Raw genomic sequence first — 19,173 nt, 5'->3', positions numbered from 1 at the left:
GTGTTCCGCAGGCCTGAAACCGTTGCGTGGGCCGATCAGGGGGAGTCGGATGGGGCGATTCGAGCAAATCTTCAAGCCGAGAACGCGGCCTTTTCTGGGCGTGGACATCAGTTCCACGCGGGTGAAGGTGCTCGAACTCGACGGCAAGCCCGGCGCCTATCGCGTACTCAGCTATGCCAGCGAGGCCCTGCCCGCCGACGTGGTGGCCGACGACCAGGTCGTCGACCCCGAGGCGCTGGCCGCCACCATGACCCGCGTGCTCGAGCGCGCCGGCACCCGTACGCGCGACGCCGCGATCGCGGTATCCGGGCCGACCGTGATCAGCAAGATCATCGACATGCCGGCCGACCTGTCCGACGAGGACATGGAACAGCAGATCGGCTTTGACGCCGAGCAGTACATCCCGCACGCCATCGATGAAGTGAACCTGGACTTTCAGGTGCTCGAACGCGACCCGACCAACCCGGACGTCAACCGGGTTCTGCTGGTTGCCTGTCGTCGCGAGAACATCGAAACCCGTATCGGCGCGCTCGACATGGCCGGGGTCAAGGTCAAGATCGTGGACGTCGAGGAATACGCGCTCCAGAACGCCTCGACCCTGCTCATCGAGCAGACGCCCGCCCTGGCGCATGATGCCAGCGTTGCGGTGTTCGACGTCGGCGCGCATCAGACGCGGCTGAGCGTTCAGCATCGGGGCCGCCATGTCTATTCACGCGAGCTGTCGTTCGGCGGCCATAGCCTGGCCACGCGCCTGATCGAGCACTACGAACTCAAGGACACCGACCAGCTGCGCGCACGTCTGCGCACCGGCGAACTGGACGGCGCCGCGATTGCCGGCGACGTATCGGACTTCGCCGAACGCCTGGCCGGCCAGATCGAACGCGCGCTGCAGTTCTACATTTCCGCCAGCTCGCGCGACGAGGCGGTCGGCCAGGTGGTGCTCGTAGGCGGGGCAACCCTCTACCCCGGCCTGGAAAGCGCGGTGGCACGGCATATGTCCCGGCCGGTCGCCCTTGGCAACCCGTTGGCCGGCATGCTCGCCAGCAGCCGAGCCCGACGTAACCACGTCGATCACGAAGCCGCATCGTTGATGGTGACCACCGGTCTGGCGTTGAGGTCGATCCGATGAGCGCTTTGATTCGAATCAATCTTCTGGACTGGCGCGCCGCCGCGCGCGAACGTCGGCGCAAGCAGTTCCTCGGTGCGCTGGCCCTGGCCGCACTGGCGAGCCTGATGCTCGTGATCGTGCTGCCGACGCTCTACTACGATCATCTCACCGATATCCAGCAATCGCGCAACCGCTATCTCGAAGAACAGATCGCCATCGCCGACCGCCAGATCGTGGAGATTCGCGCGCTGCAGAAGACGCGTGAAAGCCTTATCACGCGCATGCGCATCATCGAACAGCTGCAGCAGTCACGCTCCGGCATCGTTCATTATTTCGACGAACTGGTCGACACCATTCCCAACGGCGTCTATCTCACCGCCCTCGCCCAGAAAGGCAACGTCACCAACCTCGATGGGGTCGCCGAATCGAACGCGCGCGTGTCCGACTACATGGTCAACTTCGACGCCTCCGACTGGTTCACCGACCCGCGCCTGATCGTGATCAAGTCCAGCGAGAATGGCCCGCAGCGCTATGCCGACTTCACCCTGAATGTCCGGGGCGATAGTCCCCAGAAGAATCCGAACGACGACGTCCAGGCCGATACCACCAACCCAGTGGCGCCGCGCTCATGAAGAGTCTCAGTGAATACGTCGAAGAGCTGCGCAGCCTCGATCAGAACAATATCGGCAGCTGGCCAACCTGGGCCTACGGCTTCGCGATCGCGCTGGTCTGCGCGGTCATTATCGGTATCGGCACCTGGTATTTCGTACTGCCCAAACAGGAAACGCTTGAACGCGTGTCGGCCCGCGAGCCTGAGCTCAAGCAGACCTTCGAAGCCAAGCAGCGCCTGGTCGCCAATCTCGATGCCTACCGCACCCAGCTGGAGGCCATGGAGCTGCAGTTCGGCGCCCTGCTCCAGCAGCTGCCCAGCAAGACCGAAGTACCCAGCCTGCTCAACGACATTTCGCAGACGCGAATTGCCAGCGGTCTGGAAGAGGAACTGTTCAAGCCGCGTGCCGAGGTACCCCAGGACTTCTACGCGATTCTGCCGAACGACCTGATCGTGACCGGCACCTATCACGAACTCGGACGCTTCGTGTCGGGGGTGGCCGCGCTGTCGCGCATCGTCACCATCGAAAACGTCGAGATCAAGCCGATCGAAGAAGGCGATGACAGCGGCGATCTGCGCATGAGCATGACCGTGAATACCTATCGCTATCTTGAGGATGCCGGCGATACCACCCAGCCCGCCGGGAGCCAGTCACAATGAGGGCATACAAGCGAGTGGGTGCGATCGCCGGGCTGTGTCTGGTGCTCGCAGGCTGTGGCGGCGACGATCGCGACCTTCGGGATTTCGTGGCCGAGGTCAAGCAACGCCCGGCCCCGCCGATCGAACCGATACCGGAAATCGCGCCCTATACGCCGTACAGCTACGAACCCGGCGGGCGACGTACGCCGTTCACGCCCACCGCACCGCGCCGCGACTTCGATCGCAACAACGATCTCGCGCCCGACGTGGATCGCCCGCGCGAAGCGCTGGAAGCATTCCCGCTCGATGCGCTGCGTCTGGTCGGCACCATTTCCAGCGGCGGCGTGACCTACGCGCTCATACAGGCGCCCGATGGCGTGGTGTATCGCGTGACCCATGGCGCCCATCTCGGCCAGAACTACGGCGAAATCGACGGCATTTCCGAAAACGGCGTCCTTCTAACCGAAATCGTACCTGACGGTCTCGGCGGCTATATCCGTCGCCCGGCCACGATCGCCCCCTCGCGGTGAAAGAGAACCAGACTATGAGCAGACCGATTGCACGCATTTCCTCGCTCACGCGTCGGGTATCCCGGCAGTGGCTGGTCCTTGCCCTGCTGTGTGCCGGGGCCACAACAGCACAGGCGGCAACGAACACGCTCACGGCCGTCGATGCCGCTTCCACCGGGGGCAGTCAGGTCAGCATCCGTCTGACGATGGCGACAAGCGCGCCTATTCCTTCGGTATTTACCGTCAATGAGCCGGCCCGTCTTTCCATCGATCTGCCGGACACCGAGCTCGGTGTCGATCAACGCTATCAGCGCATCGACCAGGGCGCGGTAGAGGCCGTCGCGATGGCCGAAGGCGACAACCGCACCCGCGTGGTCATCGAACTCACCTCAATGACCGACTACACCGTCAACCGCGACGGCAATGCGATCGTGATCGGCGTCGGCGGCGACGTTGCCCCCCAGACCGCGTCGGCGGCCGCACAGTCGGCGGGCAACAGCAGCTATCAACCGGCTCCTGCCTCGGTACGCGGGCCGCGGGTGCGCGATATCGATTTTCGTCGCGGCGAGGACGGGGCCGGACGCGTCGAAATCGCGCTGGACGGGGTCAACGGCGCGGTGGACGTGAGCGAACGCGGCGGCCAGGTCATCGCGACCATACCCGGCGTACAGCTGCCGGCCGCCCTCGAGCGCCGCCTGGACGTGCTGGACTTCGCCACCCCGGTTAAAACCATCGACGCCACGCAACGCGACGGCGACACCCGTATCGTGATCACCCCGGTATCGGGCGCGGATTTCGAACAGGTGGCCTACCAGACCGGCGACCGGTTCTTCATTGAGCTCCAGCCGATCACCGCGAGCGACAAGGCCGAAAGCGAAGCGCAGGAGCCCCAGTACACCGGCCAGCGCATTTCCCTGTCGTTTCAGAACATCGACGTGCGCGCCGTGCTGCAGATCGTGGCCGACGTGGCCGACGTGAACATGGTCGTCTCCGACAGCGTGAGCGGCAATATCGCGCTGCGCCTGGAAGATGTGCCCTGGGATCAGGCGCTGGATATCATCCTGCAGGCCAAGGGCCTGGGCATGCGCCGTGAAAACAACGTGATCACGGTCGCGCCGCTGGCCGAGATCGCCGCCCGCGAACAGGCCGAACTCGCCGCCCAGCAGGCCACGACCAACCTCGCGCCGCTGCGCTCGGAAATCATCCAGATCAACTACGCCCGGGCCGGCGAACTCGCCGCCCTGTTGCGCAGCACCACCGGCGAACTGTCGCTGCTCTCCGACCGCGGCCAGGTCACTGTGGACGAGCGCACCAACAGCCTGCTCATCAACGAAACCCGCGACAAGCTCAACGAGATACGCAACGTCATCAACCGCCTGGATATCCCGGTCCGCCAGGTGCTGATCGAATCGCGCATCGTGGTCGCCAACCGGGAATTCTCGCGCAACCTGGGCGTGTCGTCCTCGGCCACCGACAACGCCGCCTTCGAATCATCCAGCGGCGGCAACTATCTGGTCGACAACGGCTATACCATCAACCTGCCCGTCACCAACCCGGCCGGCACGATCACCACCAGCATTGTCGGCGACACCTTCAACCTGGATCTCGCCCTGTCGGCGCTGGAATCGGAAAATCGCGGCGAAATCATCTCCGCGCCGCGGGTGATCACCGCCAACGCCAAGGAAGCCAAGATCGAGCAGGGCGTGGAAATCCCCTACCTCGAAGCGGCCTCAAGTGGCGCGGCCACGGTCCAGTTCAAGGAGGCGGTGCTCGGCCTGACCGTCACCCCGCAGATCACGCCCGACGAGCGCGTGATCATGGATCTCTACGTCACTCAGGATACCCAGGGCGACACGATCGCCGTGCAGGGCGGCGGCAGCGTGCCATCAATCAACACCCGCAGCCTGACCACCCAGGTGCTGGTCGATAACGGCGATACGGTGGTGCTCGGCGGCATCTACGAACAAGAGAACCGCAACCAGGCGGATCGGATTCCGATCCTGAGCGAGATTCCGCTGGTCGGCGGTCTGTTCCGTCGCACCCAAAGCCAGCGCGACAAACGCGAACTGCTGCTGTTCGTCACACCCAAGATACTCAAAGAGCAGCTATCGCTCGGCAACTAGCCGCGCTGCGGGCCGAATGAACCGATAGCGGTTACGATTTCAATATTTCTAGGGGGAATACATGTCGGGGAAAACCATTTACCAACTGCTCGCCGTCACGGCGCTCGCGGCTACGCTCGCCGCCTGCGGCGGCTCCACGTCCGGCGGCGACGACGACAACGGCGGCGGTTCGTCGGGCGGCGGCTCGGGTAGCGGTGGCGGAGGAACGACCAATCCTGATAATCCATCGTCTACCACGCGTATCGGTTCGTTCGATGGCAATGGAAACTTTCAGGAAGGCGTTATAAACGCTTCATCCCGCCAACTTGTTTCTGGGGCGACAAGCGAATTACGCGTCGCGCTGGTCGATGGGCAAGACAATCGGCTTGCAAGCGACGTCGATGTGCGATTCACCTCACCGTGTATTGCGGATGGCTTGGCCGAGGTGGATCCTGCTAGCGCAAGTACCACCGGCGGCTCGGCTCGCACTACATACACGGCGCGTGGATGCGATGGTGCCGATACCGTGACCGCGTCCGCGGTCATCGAACAAACAACTTACCGTGCAAGCACTTCAATCGAAACCGAATCGGCAGCTCCGGGCACCCTGAGCTTTCAGTCGGTGAGCAATACGCTACTCGGGATCCGCGGCGCAGGAAGCTCGCTACCCGAGCAGTCGGAAGTCTCATTCCAAGTGACCGATGATAACGGCAACGCAACGCCGAACCAGTCGGTGAACTTTTCTCTAAGTAGCGATACCGGCGGGATCTCGCTTGGCGCCCAGTCAAGTCAAACCGACACGAACGGGATCGCTCGAACTACGATCACTTCGGGGACAGTGGCTACGACCGTACGCGTCAGGGCTACCGTCACTACAACTGGCGGCCGGGACCTAACCTCCCAGTCCAGCAGACTTTCGATTACCACAGGCGTTCCCGATAACGGCAGCATGACGCTAGGCGCCGAAACCCTGAATATCGAAGGCCTCCGGTTCGTTGACACACCCACCACTCTGACCGCCTTCCTAGCCGACCGATTCAACAACCCGGCACCTGACGGCACCTCGGTCAATTTCACCAGCGAAGGCGGAACTGTGGAAGGAAGTTGCGAAACCGAAGGCGGATCATGCTCGGTTTTGCTGACCTCGACGAACCCAAAACCGGCAGACGGTCGGGTCACCGTGCTAGCGACCGCTACAGGTGAAGAGGACTTCGTGGATACCAACGGCAACGGCCGTTTTGATTGCGATAGCGCAGATACGTTCACTGATCTTGGCGAAGCGTATGCGGACGAGAACGAAAACGGCCGCTATGATTCCGGCGAGTTTTTCATAGATCTAAACGGCGACAACAGCTATTCGTCCGGCGATGGTCGTTACAACGGTATTTTCCGCGGCGAAGGGTGCCCCGATAGCGGAGCTTCTTCGGTTAACGTGCGCGACTCAGTCGTAATCGTATTTTCAGGCTCCAGCCAAACAATCAACATCTCTCCAGCAAACATAGCTCTCTCGGATACTCCGGTCACAGTGCTGGTGTCCGTAGTAGATCAAAATGGTCAGCGCCCGCCTGCGCAGACGACGATTGCCGCGACTACATCGCAGGGTGAGATCGACGGGCCAACCAGCTACACTGTCGACAGTTCCAACGCGCCTGGGCCATACGTTGCGAACTTCACGCTTGAGCCGGGTACGGAAGGCGGAACTGGAACGTTCCGGATCGCTGTGACCACACCGCGTGGGATCGTGACCCGCTCGAATACCCAAGTAACCCAGGAAAACTAAGAGCTGGCTAATATAAGCCGCCCTCTCAGCAGGGCGGCTTTTTGTTGGCCGCATTTTTGGTACCGCGGCGCGCAGCATCGGACTGCGTTACACTAACGTACTGGCCACTCTATTCGCCGTCAGCCAGGGCGGATGACGGCGTCGCGATCTGTTTTCTACCGAGATTCAAGTCGTTCAATGGCAGCAAACCCAAACATTTATCTCGTCGGCCCCATGGGCGCCGGCAAAACGACGATCGGCCGGCGCATCGCCGAAATCAAGGGCATGACCTTCGTGGATTCGGACCACGAGGTCGAAAAGCGCACGGGCGTCGATATCTCCTTCATCTTCGATATGGAAGGCGAAGACGGCTTTCGCAAGCGCGAACGCGAGATGATTGCGGAGCTGTCGGAGCAACCGAACACGGTCATGGCCACGGGCGGCGGCGCGATTCTGGATGAATCCACCCGCGACCTGCTCTCGGCCCGCGGCGTGGTGGTCTATCTGCAGACCTCGCTGGAACAGCAGATCGCGCGTACGCGCAAGGCCAACAACCGGCCGCTGCTGGAAGGCAGCGACGATGTCGAGGCCACCCTGGCCCAGCTCATGGAAGAGCGCGATCCGCTTTATCGCTCGATCGCCGATGTCGTGGTCGCCACCGGCGACCAACAGGCACGCCGGCTCGCACGCGAGATCGTCGAGCAGCTCGAGGCCATCGGCACGGCGTGACGGCCCCGGCCGCCAACGCGCCGGCCTATGCCGGCTTCTGGATACGGGTATTCGCCTCGCTGGTCGACTCGATCCTGATCGCCTGCATCACCGCGCCCATCATGCGCCTAGTCTATGGGCCTGCCTTCTTTGCCGCTGAAGGGCCGTTGATCATGGGCCCGGCCCATGTGCTGGTCGTCTACGTACTGCCCGCGTTGGCCGTGGTTCTGTTCTGGATCTATCGCCAGGCCACGCCCGGCAAGATGATGTTGGGTATGCGCGTGGTCGACGCGCGCACCGGCGGCCGGCCTGGTAACGGCCAGCTGGTGATTCGTTACCTGGGCTATTTCGTTTCCTCGCTGCCGCTCGGCCTGGGCCTTCTCTGGGTCGCTTTCGACCCGCGCAAGCAGGGCTGGCACGACAAGCTCGCCAAGACCGTGGTCATCCGCGAGCAGACGGGCAGCGGCCAGGCCGATGACGAAACCGTTCACGGTCAGTTACAACAATCGGAGCGCTGGCAGGCATGAGCGTCGCAATCGAAAACACCGGGCGTGCCGAGCTGCGCGTCGATCTGGGCGAGCGCAGCTACGAGATCGTCATCGCTCGCGGCATCATCGAACAGGCCAGTGCCTACGCCGGCGCGATACGCGGCCAGCGCGTGCTGATCGTGACCAACGAAACCGTGGCCCCGCTCTACGCGGCTGCCATGGAAAAAGCGCTAGCGGCCGAACACGACGTCGATACGCTGGTATTGCCCGACGGCGAGCAGTACAAGACGCTGGCCACGCTCGACAAGATCTACGACCGGCTGCTTGAGAACGGCTACGGCCGCGATGCCACCATCGTGGCGCTGGGGGGCGGCGTGATCGGCGATATCGCCGGCTTCGCGGCGGCAAGCTACCAGCGCGGCGTCGATTTCGTGCAGCTGCCTACCACCCTGCTCGCCCAGGTCGATTCGTCGGTAGGCGGCAAGACCGGCGTCAATCATCGCCTGGGCAAGAACATGATCGGCGCCTTCCACCAGCCCACCCGCGTGCTCGCCGATGTGGGCGTACTCGACAGCCTGCCAAACCGCGAATTCGCCGCCGGCATGGCCGAGGTCATCAAATACGGTCTGATTCGCGACCGCCCGTTTCTGGACTGGCTGGATGCGAACATGGCCGCGATCAATGCCCGGGATGCCGATGCATTGATCGAGGTGATCCGGCGTTCCTGTGCCAACAAGGCCGAAGTCGTGGCGGCCGACGAACGCGAGGCCGGCCAGCGCGCCCTGCTCAATCTCGGCCATACCTACGGGCACGCGCTGGAGGCCGAACTGGGTTATGGCGAATGGCTGCACGGCGAAGCGGTCGCGGCCGGCATGTGCATGGCCGCCGACACCGCCCGCCGGCTGGGCTGGCTCGATGAGGGCCAGTGCGAACACATCGAGCGCATCATCGCCGCTGCCCAGCTGCCGACAGCACCGCCGCGCGAACTCGAGCGCGCGCGTATTCGCGCGCTCATGGCGCGCGACAAGAAGGTCACCGCCGGCACGCTGCGGCTCGTGCTCATGCGCGATATCGGTCATGCCGTGGTCACGCGCGACTACGGCGACGCGCTCGATGAAACCCTGAAACGGTATTTCGAAAATTAACCGTTTCTATAACGTTTCTTCGTCGTTGCCTGTGCGGGCCGATTGATTGCGCATCGGCCGCCTTTTATACTTTTGTTCAACGTGGGTTCGTTACCGGCGCTCGAAACGGGCTGCGACATCAGAACGGCCCGTTGCGCCGTATAGTGTGACCATCCAGGCGGCGAAAGCCGCGGCACATGATTTCCGATACGGCATTCGGCATCCGGGAATTGCCCTCGATCGCGCCGAATCTGACCCGAGGACTTAAAATGCACCAGTTGAAAGGCGGACTCTATTCTCCGGAGTTCGAGAGAGATGCCTGCGGCTTCGGCCTGATCGCGAATATGGACAACCAGCCGAGCCATTGGCTGGTCGAAACCACCATCGGCGCGCTCGAACGGCTGACCCATCGCGGCGCGGTCGCAGCCGACGGCAAGACCGGCGACGGCTGCGGCATCCTGATGAAAAAGCCGGATGCCTTCCTGCGCACCATCGCAGCCGAAGCCGGCATCGAACTCGCGGATCATTACGCCAGCGGTATCGTCTTCTTGAACCCCGACGCCGAGCTGCGCGAGGCCGCCAAGACCGAGCTGGGCCGCCAACTCGAGGCCGAGGGGCTGAAGGTTGCGGGCTGGCGCGAGGTGCCGATCGATGCACAGTCCGCCTGCGGCAACGAGGCCCTGGAAACGCTGCCGCATCTGGAGCAGCTGTTCGTGAACGCGCCGGCCGATATGGACCACGCGCTGTTCGAGTCCAAGCTGGTCTTCTCGCGTCGGCGTACCGAAAACGCCCTGCCCGACGACGACGTGTTCTACGTGCCGTCGCTGTCCGCGCATGTGCTGTCGTACAAGGGCATGGTCATGCCCAGCTATCTGCCGGTGTTCTACAAGGACCTGGCCGACGAACGCCTGGAAACCTCGCTGTGTGTTTTCCACCAGCGTTTTTCCACCAATACGCTGCCGCAGTGGCGTCTGGCCCAGCCGTTTCGCTATCTGGCCCATAACGGCGAGATCAACACGGTCACCGGCAACCGCAACTGGTCGACCGCGCGCGCTAACAAGTTCGCCTCCGACAAGCTGCCCGATCTGGAATCGATCCTGCCGCTGGTATCTACCACCGGCTCGGATTCGCAAAGCCTCGACAACATGCTCGAGGTGCTGCTTGCCGGCGGCATGGACATCTTCTATGCCATGCGCCTGCTGATGCCGCCGGCCTGGCAGAACGTCGACTACATGTCGGCCGACCTGCGCGCCTTCTACGAATACAACTCCATGCATATGGAGCCCTGGGACGGCCCGGCCGGCATCGTGCTCACCGACGGACGCTATGCCGCCTGCTGCCTGGATCGCAACGGGCTGCGCCCGGCGCGCTATGTGATCACCGAGGATCGCCATATCACCCTGGCGTCGGAAATCGGCGTCTGGGACTACAACCCGGCCGACGTGGTCGCCAAGGGCCGCCTCAAGCCCGGCGACATGATCGCCGTGGATACGGAAAACGGCGAACTGATCAAGCCCCAGGAAATCGACCGTCGCCTGGCCAGTCGTGCGCCCTACAAGCAGTGGCTGAAAAAGAACGCGCGCATGCTCGAATCGCGGTTGGCCGACACCCGCGACGAAGCCTGGATGGAGCGCGAGCAGGTCAAGGTCTACGAAAAGCTGTTCCATGTCTCGTTCGAAGAGCGCGACCAGGTGCTGCGTCCGCTCGCCGAGGCCGGCCAGGAAGCCACCGGCTCCATGGGCGACGACACGCCGTTCCCGGTGCTCTCGCGCGTGGACCGCGTGGTCTACGACTATTTCCGCCAGAAGTTCGCCCAGGTCACCAACCCGCCGATCGACTCGCTGCGCGAGCGCATCGTCATGTCGCTGGAGACCTGCTTCGGTCGCGAACGCAACGTGTTCGAGGAAAACGAGGAACGCGCCAAGCGCCTGGTCGTGGACTCGCCGGTGCTGTCCACGGGCAAGTTCCGGCGCCTGCTGTCGATCGACGACGAAGACTACGCGCACACCCTCATTGACCTGAACTACGACGCGAACACCGCACTGGCCGACGCGATCGCGACCATCTGCGATCAGGCGGTGGATGCGGTCAAGGCAGGCAAGACGGTCATCGTGCTCTCCGATCGCGAGATCGAACAGGGCAAGCTGCCGATTCAGGCGCTGCTGGCCACGGGTGCGATCCATCATCGCCTGACGCGCGAGAATCTGCGCTGTGACGCCAATCTGGTTGTGGATACCGCGAGCGCGCGCGATGCGCACCACTTCGCCTGCCTGATCGGCTACGGTGCAAGCGCGATCCATCCGTATCTGGCCTACGAAAGCCTCAACGATCTTGTGCGCTGCGGCCAGGTCGACAGCCGCGACCCGGACGAGCTCTGTGCGACCTATCGCAAGGGCATCAACAAGGGTCTGTACAAGATCATGTCCAAGATGGGCATTTCCACGGTCACCAGCTACCGCGGCGCCCAGCTGTTCGAGATCGTCGGCCTCGATGAAGAGGTCACCGAAACCTGTTTCAAGGGTACGGTCAGCCGTATCTCGGGCGCCGGCTTCGCGCATCTGCAGGCCGATATCGCGCGCCTGGCACAGAACGCCTGGAATCCGCGCGTGGCGATCAACCAGGGCGGGCTGCTCAAGTTCGTGCACGGGCAGGAATACCACTGCTACAACCCGGACGTGATCGCCACCCTGCACGACGCTGTATACACCGGCGACTACGACAAGTATCGCGAGTACGCCGATATCGTGCAGGGCCGGCCCGTGTCGGTGCTGCGCGACCTGTTCAAGCTGCGCGACGATATCGAGCCGATCTCCATCGACGACGTCGAGCCCATCGAAGACATCACGCCGCGCTTCGACTCGGCCGGCATGTCGCTCGGTGCCCTGTCGCCGGAGGCGCATGAATCGCTGGCCCAGGGCATGAACCGCATGGGCGGGCGCTCGAACTCGGGCGAAGGTGGCGAGGACGCGGCCCGCTACGGCACCGATAAGATGTCGAAGATCAAGCAGGTGGCTTCGGGCCGTTTCGGCGTGACGCCGCATTATCTGGTCAACGCCGAAGTGCTGCAGATCAAGATCGCCCAGGGCGCCAAGCCCGGCGAAGGCGGCCAGCTGCCCGGGCATAAGGTCAACGAAATGATCGCCCGCCTGCGCTATTCCAAGCCGGGCGTGGCACTCATCTCGCCGCCGCCGCATCACGACATTTACTCGATCGAGGATCTGGCACAGCTGATTTTCGACCTCAAGCAGGTCAATCCGCAGGCGCTGGTATCGGTCAAGCTGGTGTCGGGCCCCGGTGTGGGCACGATCGCAGCCGGTGTGGCCAAGGCCTATGCCGACCTGATCACCATTTCCGGCTACGACGGCGGCACGGGCGCCTCCCCGCTCACCTCGGTGCGCTATGCGGGCACACCGTGGGAGCTCGGCCTGTCCGAAACCCAGCAGACGCTGCGCGCCAACGACCTGCGCGAAAAGGTGCGGGTGCAGACCGACGGCGGCCTCAAGACCGGCCTCGACGTGATCAAGGCCGCGATTCTGGGTGCCGAGTCGTTCGGCTTTGGCACCGGCCCGATGGTCGCCCTCGGCTGTAAATACCTGCGCGTGTGCCATCTCAACAACTGTGCGACGGGTGTCGCGACCCAGAACGAGGTGCTGCGCGAGCGCCACTTCATCGGTATCCCCGAGATGGTGCAGAACTTCTTCGGCTTCATCGCCCAGGACACCCGCGAACTGATGGCCAAGATCGGCGTGCGCTCGCTGGGTGAACTGATCGGGCGTACGGACCTGCTCGAGATCCTGCCCGGCGAAACCGCCAAGCAGCAGGGTCTCGATCTGTCGCCGATCCTGTCTAAGGGCGGCCTGGCCGACGATATCCCGACCCAGTGCCTGGATCCGCATAACGAACCCTTCGACAAGGGCGAGTTGGCCGAACAGATGGTCGCGGATGCGCTGGATGCGATCGAAAACAAGACCGGTGGCACCTTCGAATACGAAGTGCACAACAACAACCGCTCGCTTGGCGCGCGGCTGTCCGGGGAGATCGCCCGCCGCCACGGCAATCTGGACATGGAGGACGCGCCGATCACGCTCAAGCTTACCGGCACCGCCGGCCAGAGCTTCGGCGTGTTCAACGCGGGCGGCCTGCATATGTATCTCGAAGGCGACGCCAACGACTATGTCGGCAAGGGCATGGCCGGCGGGCGGCTGGTAATCCGCCCCTCGCGGGATGCCGGTTTCGTGGCTCGCGATGCAGCCATCATCGGCAACACCTGCCTGTACGGCGCCACCGGTGGCGCGCTTTATGCCGCCGGCATGGGCGGCGAACGCTTCGGCGTGCGCAACTCCGGCGCAACGGCCGTGGTGGAAGGCATCGGCGATCACGGCTGTGAGTACATGACCGGCGGCTGCGTGGTCGTGCTCGGCCATACCGGCGTGAACTTCGGTGCCGGCATGACCGGCGGCCTGGCGTACGTGCTGGATGAGAAGCGCGAGTTCGTCGACCGCTATAATCATGAGCTGATCGATATCCATCGGCTGGTTTCCGAAAACATGGAAGCCCATCGCCACTACCTGCGGGAGATGATCGAGGCCCATGTGGCCGAAACAGGTAGCGCCTGGGGCGCGGAAATCCTCGAGGATTTCCGCGACTACATTGGCCAGTTCTGGCTGGTGAAGCCCAAGGCCGAAAGCGTGGAAACGATTCTGGATACGCTCAATCGCGCGGCCTGATCACGCCGCAGACACAAGGCCTGGACGCGCCTGCCCCAGGGCAGGCGCGGCGCGGGCTGCGTAACGACTAAAGGTTAGCAATGGCAAAGAATCATTTGCAGTTTCTCGACATGCCGCGCCAGGACCCGAAAAAGGTCGAGGTGCCGGTACGCATCCACGAATTCGCCGAAATCTACGGCCAGTTCGACAAGGAAACGGCGTCGCAGCAGGCCGGACGCTGTATTTCCTGCGGCAATCCCTACTGCGAATGGAAATGCCCGGTCCACAACTACATTCCGAACTGGTTGAAGCTGGTCAATGAAGGCAACCTGTTCGAGGCCGCCGAGCTGTCGCACGCGACCAACACCCTGCCCGAGATCTGTGGTCGTATCTGTCCGCAGGATCGGCTGTGTGAAGGCGCCTGCACGATGAACGATGGCTTTGGCGCCATCACCATCGGCTCGGTCGAGAAATACATCACCGACGAGGCCTTCAAGCAGGGCTGGCGCCCGGACGTCTCGAACGTCGTCTGGACCGACAAGAAAGTCGCCGTAATCGGCGCGGGCCCGGCCGGCCTCGGCGCGGCCGATATCCTGGTACGCAGCGGCGTGAAAGCCGTGGTGTTCGACAAGTATCCGCGTATTGGCGGCCTGCTGACCTTCGGCATCCCCCCCTTCAAGCTCGAAAAGGACGTGGTCGAGACCCGTCGCGAAGTCATGGAAGGCATGGGCGTGGAATTCCGCCTGGGCTGCGAAGTGGGCAAGGACGTCCAGATCGAAGACCTGATGGAGGAATACGATGCCGTGTTCCTCGGCATGGGCACCTATACCTACATGAAAGGCGGTTTTCCCGGCGAGGATCTCGACGGCGTGCACGAAGCGCTGCCCTTCCTTGTGGCCAACATCAACCGCGAGCTGGGTCTGGAAAAGAACCCGCGCGACTTCATCGACATGCGCGGTGAGCGCGTGGTGGTGCTCGGCGGCGGTGATACCGCCATGGACTGCAACCGCACCTCGATCCGCCAGGGTGCCAAGAAGGTCATCTGTGCCTATCGTCGCGACGCCGAAAACATGCCCGGCTCCGCGCGGGAGTTCCAGAACGCGCGCGAGGAAGGCGTGGAGTTCATGTTCAACCGCCAGCCGGTGGAAATCGTCGGCGACACTCAGGTCGAAGGCATCAAGGTGGTTACCACCAAGCTGGGCGCACCGGACGAGCGCGGCCGGCGTCGGCCCGAGCCGGTGCCTGGCACCGAAGAAGTCATAGAGGCGGATCGCGTGATCATCGCCTTCGGCTTTCGCCCGAACCCGCAGGAATGGTTCGATACCCACAGCGTGGATATCGACGACGGTGGGCGCGTGATTGCCCCCGAGAAGGGCCGCTTCAAGTACCAGACCACCAACCCGAAGATCTTTGCCGGCGGCGATATGGTGCGCGGCTCCGATCTGGTGGTTACCGCCGTGTTCGAGGGCCGTGAAGCCGCCAAGGGCATCCTCGACTATCTGCAGGTGGGCGTCGGCGAATCCGGCAACGCGGCCTGATCGATCGCCTTCTGAGGCGGCGCGTCGGCTTTGCCACGCGCCGCAGACTAGACCGCTGACCGGAGCACGCCCGTGCGCCCCATTGCCGATACCGATCGCCTGATCTTCGCGCTCGACGTGCCCGACGTCGAGGACGCGCGCTCGCTTGTCGACCAGCTGGGCGACGCGGTGAGCTTCTACAAGGTCGGGCTGGAACTGGCCATGGCCCCGGGCTATTTCGAGCTGGTCGACTGGCTCAAGGCCCGTGGCAAGAAGGTCTTCGTGGACGTTAAGCTATTCGACGTGCCGGCGACGGTGGCCGCCGCGGTGCGTCGCCTGTGCGCGCGCGATATCGACTTCATCACCGTGCACGGCAACCAGCAGGTCATGGAAGCGGCCGCCGAAGCACGCAGCGGCGACTCGCGTATTCTCGCCGTCACCGCGCTGACCAGCCTCGACCAGGGCGATCTCGACGATATGGGCTTTGCCTGCGATATCGAGTCGCTGGTGCTTTCGCGCGCTAAGCGTGCGCTCGAGGCCGGCTGCGACGGCGTGATTTCGTCCGGCATGGAAGTCGCCAACCTGCGCGCCCATGCCCCCGAGAAGCTGATCGCGGTCACGCCGGGCATCCGGCCCGTGGCCAACGACGAACGCGTGCCTGATGATCAGAAACGCGTGATGACACCCACCGCCGCGATCGCTGCCGGGGCGGATTACCTGGTGGTCGGCCGCCCAATTCGAAACGCCGACGATCCACGCGCCGCGGCGCTGGCGATCCAGGACGAAATAAGCCAGGCGGTCGCGGCGCGTTAACCTCCCCTGCCCGCCTGCGCGGTATGCCCCGCCGGGCCAAGCCGTTAAACTGCGCGGCGTCCCATTCTTCGCGCGGCCGAACGTCGCGTGCGTTGCGAGTGCTTTATGTCCCACGATCGTCTGCTGCGTGCGCTCAAGCGCGAACCCGTTGATGTCACCCCCGTCTGGCTCATGCGTCAGGCCGGGCGCTACCTGCCGGAATACCGCAAGCTGCGCGAACAGGCGGGCAGTTTTCTCGACCTGTGTCAGAACCCGGAACTGGCCTGCGAGGTCACGCTGCAGCCGCTGCGACGCTTCCCCCTAGACGGCGCGATCCTGTTTTCGGACATCCTCACGATTCCGGAAGCCATGGGCCTGGGCCTGCATTTCGTCGCCGGCGAAGGCCCGCATTTCCACCATCCGGTGCGCACGCCGGACGAAATCGCGAAACTGCGCGTACCCGATATCGAGGACAGCCTCGGCTACGTACCCGCCGCCGTGCGCCTGATTCGCCGCGAGCTCGACGGCAAGACGCCGCTGATCGGCTTTGCCGGCAGCCCGTGGACGCTGGCCACCTATATGGTCGAAGGCGGCCCGTCGAAAAACTATCAGCACATCAAGGCGCTGATGTATAACGCGCCGGCGTCCCTGCATCAGCTCATGGATATTCTCGCGCGCTCGGTCGCGGCCTATCTCAATGCACAGATCGCGGCCGGCGCGCAGGCGGTGCAGATATTCGATACCTGGGGCGGCGTGCTGACCCCCGCAGCCTATCGCGAATTCTCGCTGGCCTACATGCAGCGCATCGTCGAACAGCTCGAGGACGCCCCGGACGGCACCAAGGTGCCCGTGATCCTGTTCACCAAGGGCGGCGGTCCTTGGCTGGAAGCCATGGCCGCTACCGGCTGCGATGCGCTCGGCCTGGACTGGACTATCGATATCGACGAAGCGCGCGCACGCGTCGGCGACCGGGTTGCCCTGCAGGGCAACCTCGACCCGGCCATGCTCTATGCCAGGCCCGAGGTCATCCGTGAAAACGTGGCTGACGTGCTCAACCGTTTTGGTGATCACCCGGGGCACGTGTTCAACCTCGGCCACGGCGTGACGCCACAGGTCAATCCCGACCACGTCGCCGCGCTGGTCGACGCTGTCCACGAGTTTTCGGCGCGCTGAACGCCCGCCCCGGCGTGCCGCTGGCTTGGCCTTGTCATCGGCAACCGTTACATTGCCGACTTCGTTGTCCGAAATTCGTCTAATACGCCTGTATGAAGCGCGCGCTACAAAACATTCGCGGTGTAATCGCCGTCATCGGCATGGTGCTGGTCACCCTGCTCGGCTTCATTCCCCTGTTGCCGACCAGCCTGGCCAAACTGCTTGCGCCCTGGCCCGCGGTGAAAAAACCGGCCACGCACGCGGTGCTGTGGGTGGCGCGCTGGTGGGCACGCGGCATCAACGCCTGCATTCTCGGCATGGGCCGGACCCGGGTCAGCTACGAGCAACAGGTACCCGACGACCCGCACGGGCGCTACGTGGTGATTTCCAATCATCAGTGCTGGGCCGATGTGATGCTGCTCTGTCATGTGATCGAGCCGCAACTGCCCTTCCCGCGCTATTTCATCAAGGAACAGCTGCGCTGGCTGCCGGTCGTCGGCATGGCCTGCTGGGCGCTGGATTTCCCGTTCATGAAACGCCATAGCCGGGCCGAGATCGAAAAGAACCCGGCCCTGCGTACCCGCGACATGGAAACCGTGCGCCGCTCCTGCGAGACCTTTCGCGACTGGCCGGTCACCATCGTCAACTATGCCGAAGGCACGCGCTCCAACGCTGCCAAGCGCCGGGCGGTGAACTCGCCCTATGAAGCGCTGATGCCGCCCAAGGCCGGGGGTACCGCCTTTACCCTCAATGCCATGCACGATGTGCTCGACGGCGTGCTCGACATGACCGTGGCCTATGTGAACACGCCGGAGCCGAAGTTCTGGGACATGCTCTGCGGGCGGATCGACGAAGTGGTCATTCGGGTACGCCGTCTCGACGTGCCCCGCGACCTGCTCTCCGGCGATTACATGGGCGATGCCGATTACCGCCGGCGCTTCAAGCAGTGGCTCGAACAGCGCTGGGCTGAAAAGGATATCGAAGTGGCTGCCCTGCAGGACCCGCGGCGTTCGGCTACCCGGTTCAGCCAGGTCGGCAAGAGCGCATGAAAAGGCAGGGGCTGATCTGGATCACCGGCGCCAGCTCGGGCATCGGCGCAGCCCTGGCGCGGGAGATGGCCGCGGCCGGCTGGCGAGTGGCCGCCAGCGGGCGCAACCGCGAGCGACTGGATGCCCTGCGCGCCGACGCGCCCGAGGACATTCATGCCTTCGTGCTGGACGTAACCGATACGAAGGCCAACGAGCGCGTCGTGGTCGAAATCGAACAAAAGCTGGGGCCGATCGATATCGCCGTGCTCAACGCCGGCGTGGGCAGCCAGTTCAACGCCACACGCTTCGATGCGGCCGATGTGCAGGACCGCATGACCGTCAACTATGGCGGTACGGTCAACGGCATCGGCGCGGTGTTGCCCGGCATGCTCGAACGCGGCCGCGGCCAGATCGCCATGACCGCGAGCGTGGCCGGGTTTCGCGGCCTGCCCGGTGGGGCACCCTACTCCGCCTCCAAAGCCGCGATGATCGCCCTCGCCGAGGGTCTAAAGCTCGATCTGGAAAGTCACGGCATCGCGATCAGCGTGATTACGCCCGGCTTCGTACGCACCCCCATGACCGACAAGAACCGCTTTCCCATGCCGTTCATGATCGACGTCGAGGACGCAGCACGGCGTATTCGACGCGGGCTGGAGGCCAAGCGTTTCGAAATCACCTTCCCGCGGCGCCTTTCCTACTCGGTCAAGCTGTTGCAGCGGCTGCCCTATGCCGCCTATTTCCCGATCATGCGTCGCTTGGCGAGGTTATAGAGCCATTCGCCCGGCATAGCAGCGCCGCGTCGTTCATTAGGCTCACCCCACATCTCGCCTCGGCTGGCGAATTTCCGGAAGGCAACGCGACGATTGGCGTTAGCGTTAACAGGCCCTCGATTCTCATGGGCGACACAACACTTCTGGACAAGCGCTGTTTT

Annotated in this window: 15 protein-coding genes; all 15 read left to right on the top strand. The window is 63.6% G+C overall.

Going from position 1 to position 19,173, the window contains the following annotated elements:
• The first annotated feature begins 49 nt into the window (after positions 1-49).
• The 15 genes from pilM to C84B14_RS04695 all read left to right on the top strand — a co-directional run bounded on the left by pilM (position 50) and on the right by C84B14_RS04695 (position 19,012).
• Positions 50-1,129 (top strand): type IV pilus assembly protein PilM, encoded by a 1,080-nt coding sequence (pilM, locus tag C84B14_RS04765; protein WP_348766518.1) that lies wholly within the window; start codon positions 50-52, stop codon positions 1,127-1,129.
• On the top strand, positions 1,126-1,740 hold the full coding sequence (locus C84B14_RS04760) for a PilN domain-containing protein (RefSeq protein WP_348766517.1): 615 nt from the start codon (positions 1,126-1,128) through the stop codon (positions 1,738-1,740). Before pilM ends, C84B14_RS04760 begins: the two co-directional genes overlap by 4 nt.
• On the top strand, positions 1,737-2,378 hold the full coding sequence (locus C84B14_RS04755) for a type IV pilus inner membrane component PilO (protein ID WP_353222256.1): 642 nt from the start codon (positions 1,737-1,739) through the stop codon (positions 2,376-2,378). The genes C84B14_RS04760 and C84B14_RS04755 overlap by 4 nt, the downstream gene beginning before the upstream one ends.
• The gene (locus C84B14_RS04750; protein ID WP_353222254.1) at positions 2,375-2,887 is read left to right on the top strand and encodes a pilus assembly protein PilP; all 513 of its coding nucleotides are present in this window, start codon (positions 2,375-2,377) and stop codon (positions 2,885-2,887) included. Before C84B14_RS04755 ends, C84B14_RS04750 begins: the two co-directional genes overlap by 4 nt.
• A 14-nt stretch (positions 2,888-2,901) precedes the next feature.
• Entirely contained in the window at positions 2,902-4,989 is a 2,088-nt protein-coding gene (locus tag C84B14_RS04745; protein ID WP_353222252.1) for a type IV pilus secretin PilQ, read from the top strand.
• A 61-nt stretch (positions 4,990-5,050) separates the two neighbouring features.
• Positions 5,051-6,748, top strand: a complete 1,698-nt coding sequence (locus tag C84B14_RS04740; RefSeq protein WP_353222250.1) for an Ig-like domain-containing protein — start codon at positions 5,051-5,053, stop codon at positions 6,746-6,748.
• 177 nt (positions 6,749-6,925) lie between these two features.
• A complete protein-coding gene (aroK, locus tag C84B14_RS04735; protein ID WP_293627501.1) occupies positions 6,926-7,456 on the top strand; it encodes a shikimate kinase AroK in 531 nt (176 codons plus the stop codon).
• Positions 7,453-7,962: an RDD family protein gene (locus tag C84B14_RS04730; protein ID WP_353222248.1), complete on the top strand. Its 510-nt coding sequence runs from the start codon at positions 7,453-7,455 to the stop codon at positions 7,960-7,962. Before aroK ends, C84B14_RS04730 begins: the two co-directional genes overlap by 4 nt.
• Positions 7,959-9,068 (top strand): 3-dehydroquinate synthase, encoded by a 1,110-nt coding sequence (gene aroB, locus C84B14_RS04725; protein ID WP_353222246.1) that lies wholly within the window; start codon positions 7,959-7,961, stop codon positions 9,066-9,068. Before C84B14_RS04730 ends, aroB begins: the two co-directional genes overlap by 4 nt.
• Positions 9,069-9,316: 248 nt before the next feature.
• Positions 9,317-13,774 (top strand): glutamate synthase large subunit, encoded by a 4,458-nt coding sequence (gltB, locus tag C84B14_RS04720; protein WP_353222245.1) that lies wholly within the window; start codon positions 9,317-9,319, stop codon positions 13,772-13,774.
• 80 nt (positions 13,775-13,854) lie between these two features.
• Entirely contained in the window at positions 13,855-15,291 is a 1,437-nt protein-coding gene (locus C84B14_RS04715; RefSeq protein WP_353222243.1) for a glutamate synthase small subunit GltD family protein, read from the top strand.
• Positions 15,292-15,363: 72 nt separating this feature from the next.
• Positions 15,364-16,083 (top strand): orotidine-5'-phosphate decarboxylase, encoded by a 720-nt coding sequence (gene pyrF, locus C84B14_RS04710; protein ID WP_353222241.1) that lies wholly within the window; start codon positions 15,364-15,366, stop codon positions 16,081-16,083.
• A 105-nt stretch (positions 16,084-16,188) separates the two neighbouring features.
• Positions 16,189-17,235, top strand: a complete 1,047-nt coding sequence (hemE, locus tag C84B14_RS04705; protein ID WP_353222239.1) for a uroporphyrinogen decarboxylase — start codon at positions 16,189-16,191, stop codon at positions 17,233-17,235.
• Between the two features lie 92 nt (positions 17,236-17,327).
• The gene (yihG, locus tag C84B14_RS04700; protein ID WP_348766060.1) at positions 17,328-18,263 is read left to right on the top strand and encodes a 1-acylglycerol-3-phosphate O-acyltransferase, YihG family; all 936 of its coding nucleotides are present in this window, start codon (positions 17,328-17,330) and stop codon (positions 18,261-18,263) included.
• Positions 18,260-19,012, top strand: coding sequence for an SDR family NAD(P)-dependent oxidoreductase (locus C84B14_RS04695; RefSeq protein WP_353222237.1), 753 nt, complete (start codon positions 18,260-18,262; stop codon positions 19,010-19,012). The genes yihG and C84B14_RS04695 overlap by 4 nt, the downstream gene beginning before the upstream one ends.
• Positions 19,013-19,173: the final 161 nt, after the last annotated feature.

Source organism: Salinisphaera sp. C84B14 (genome assembly GCF_040361435.1).
GTDB lineage: Bacteria > Pseudomonadota > Gammaproteobacteria > Nevskiales > Salinisphaeraceae > Salinisphaera.
This window is presented reverse-complemented; position numbering and strand designations above follow the sequence as displayed.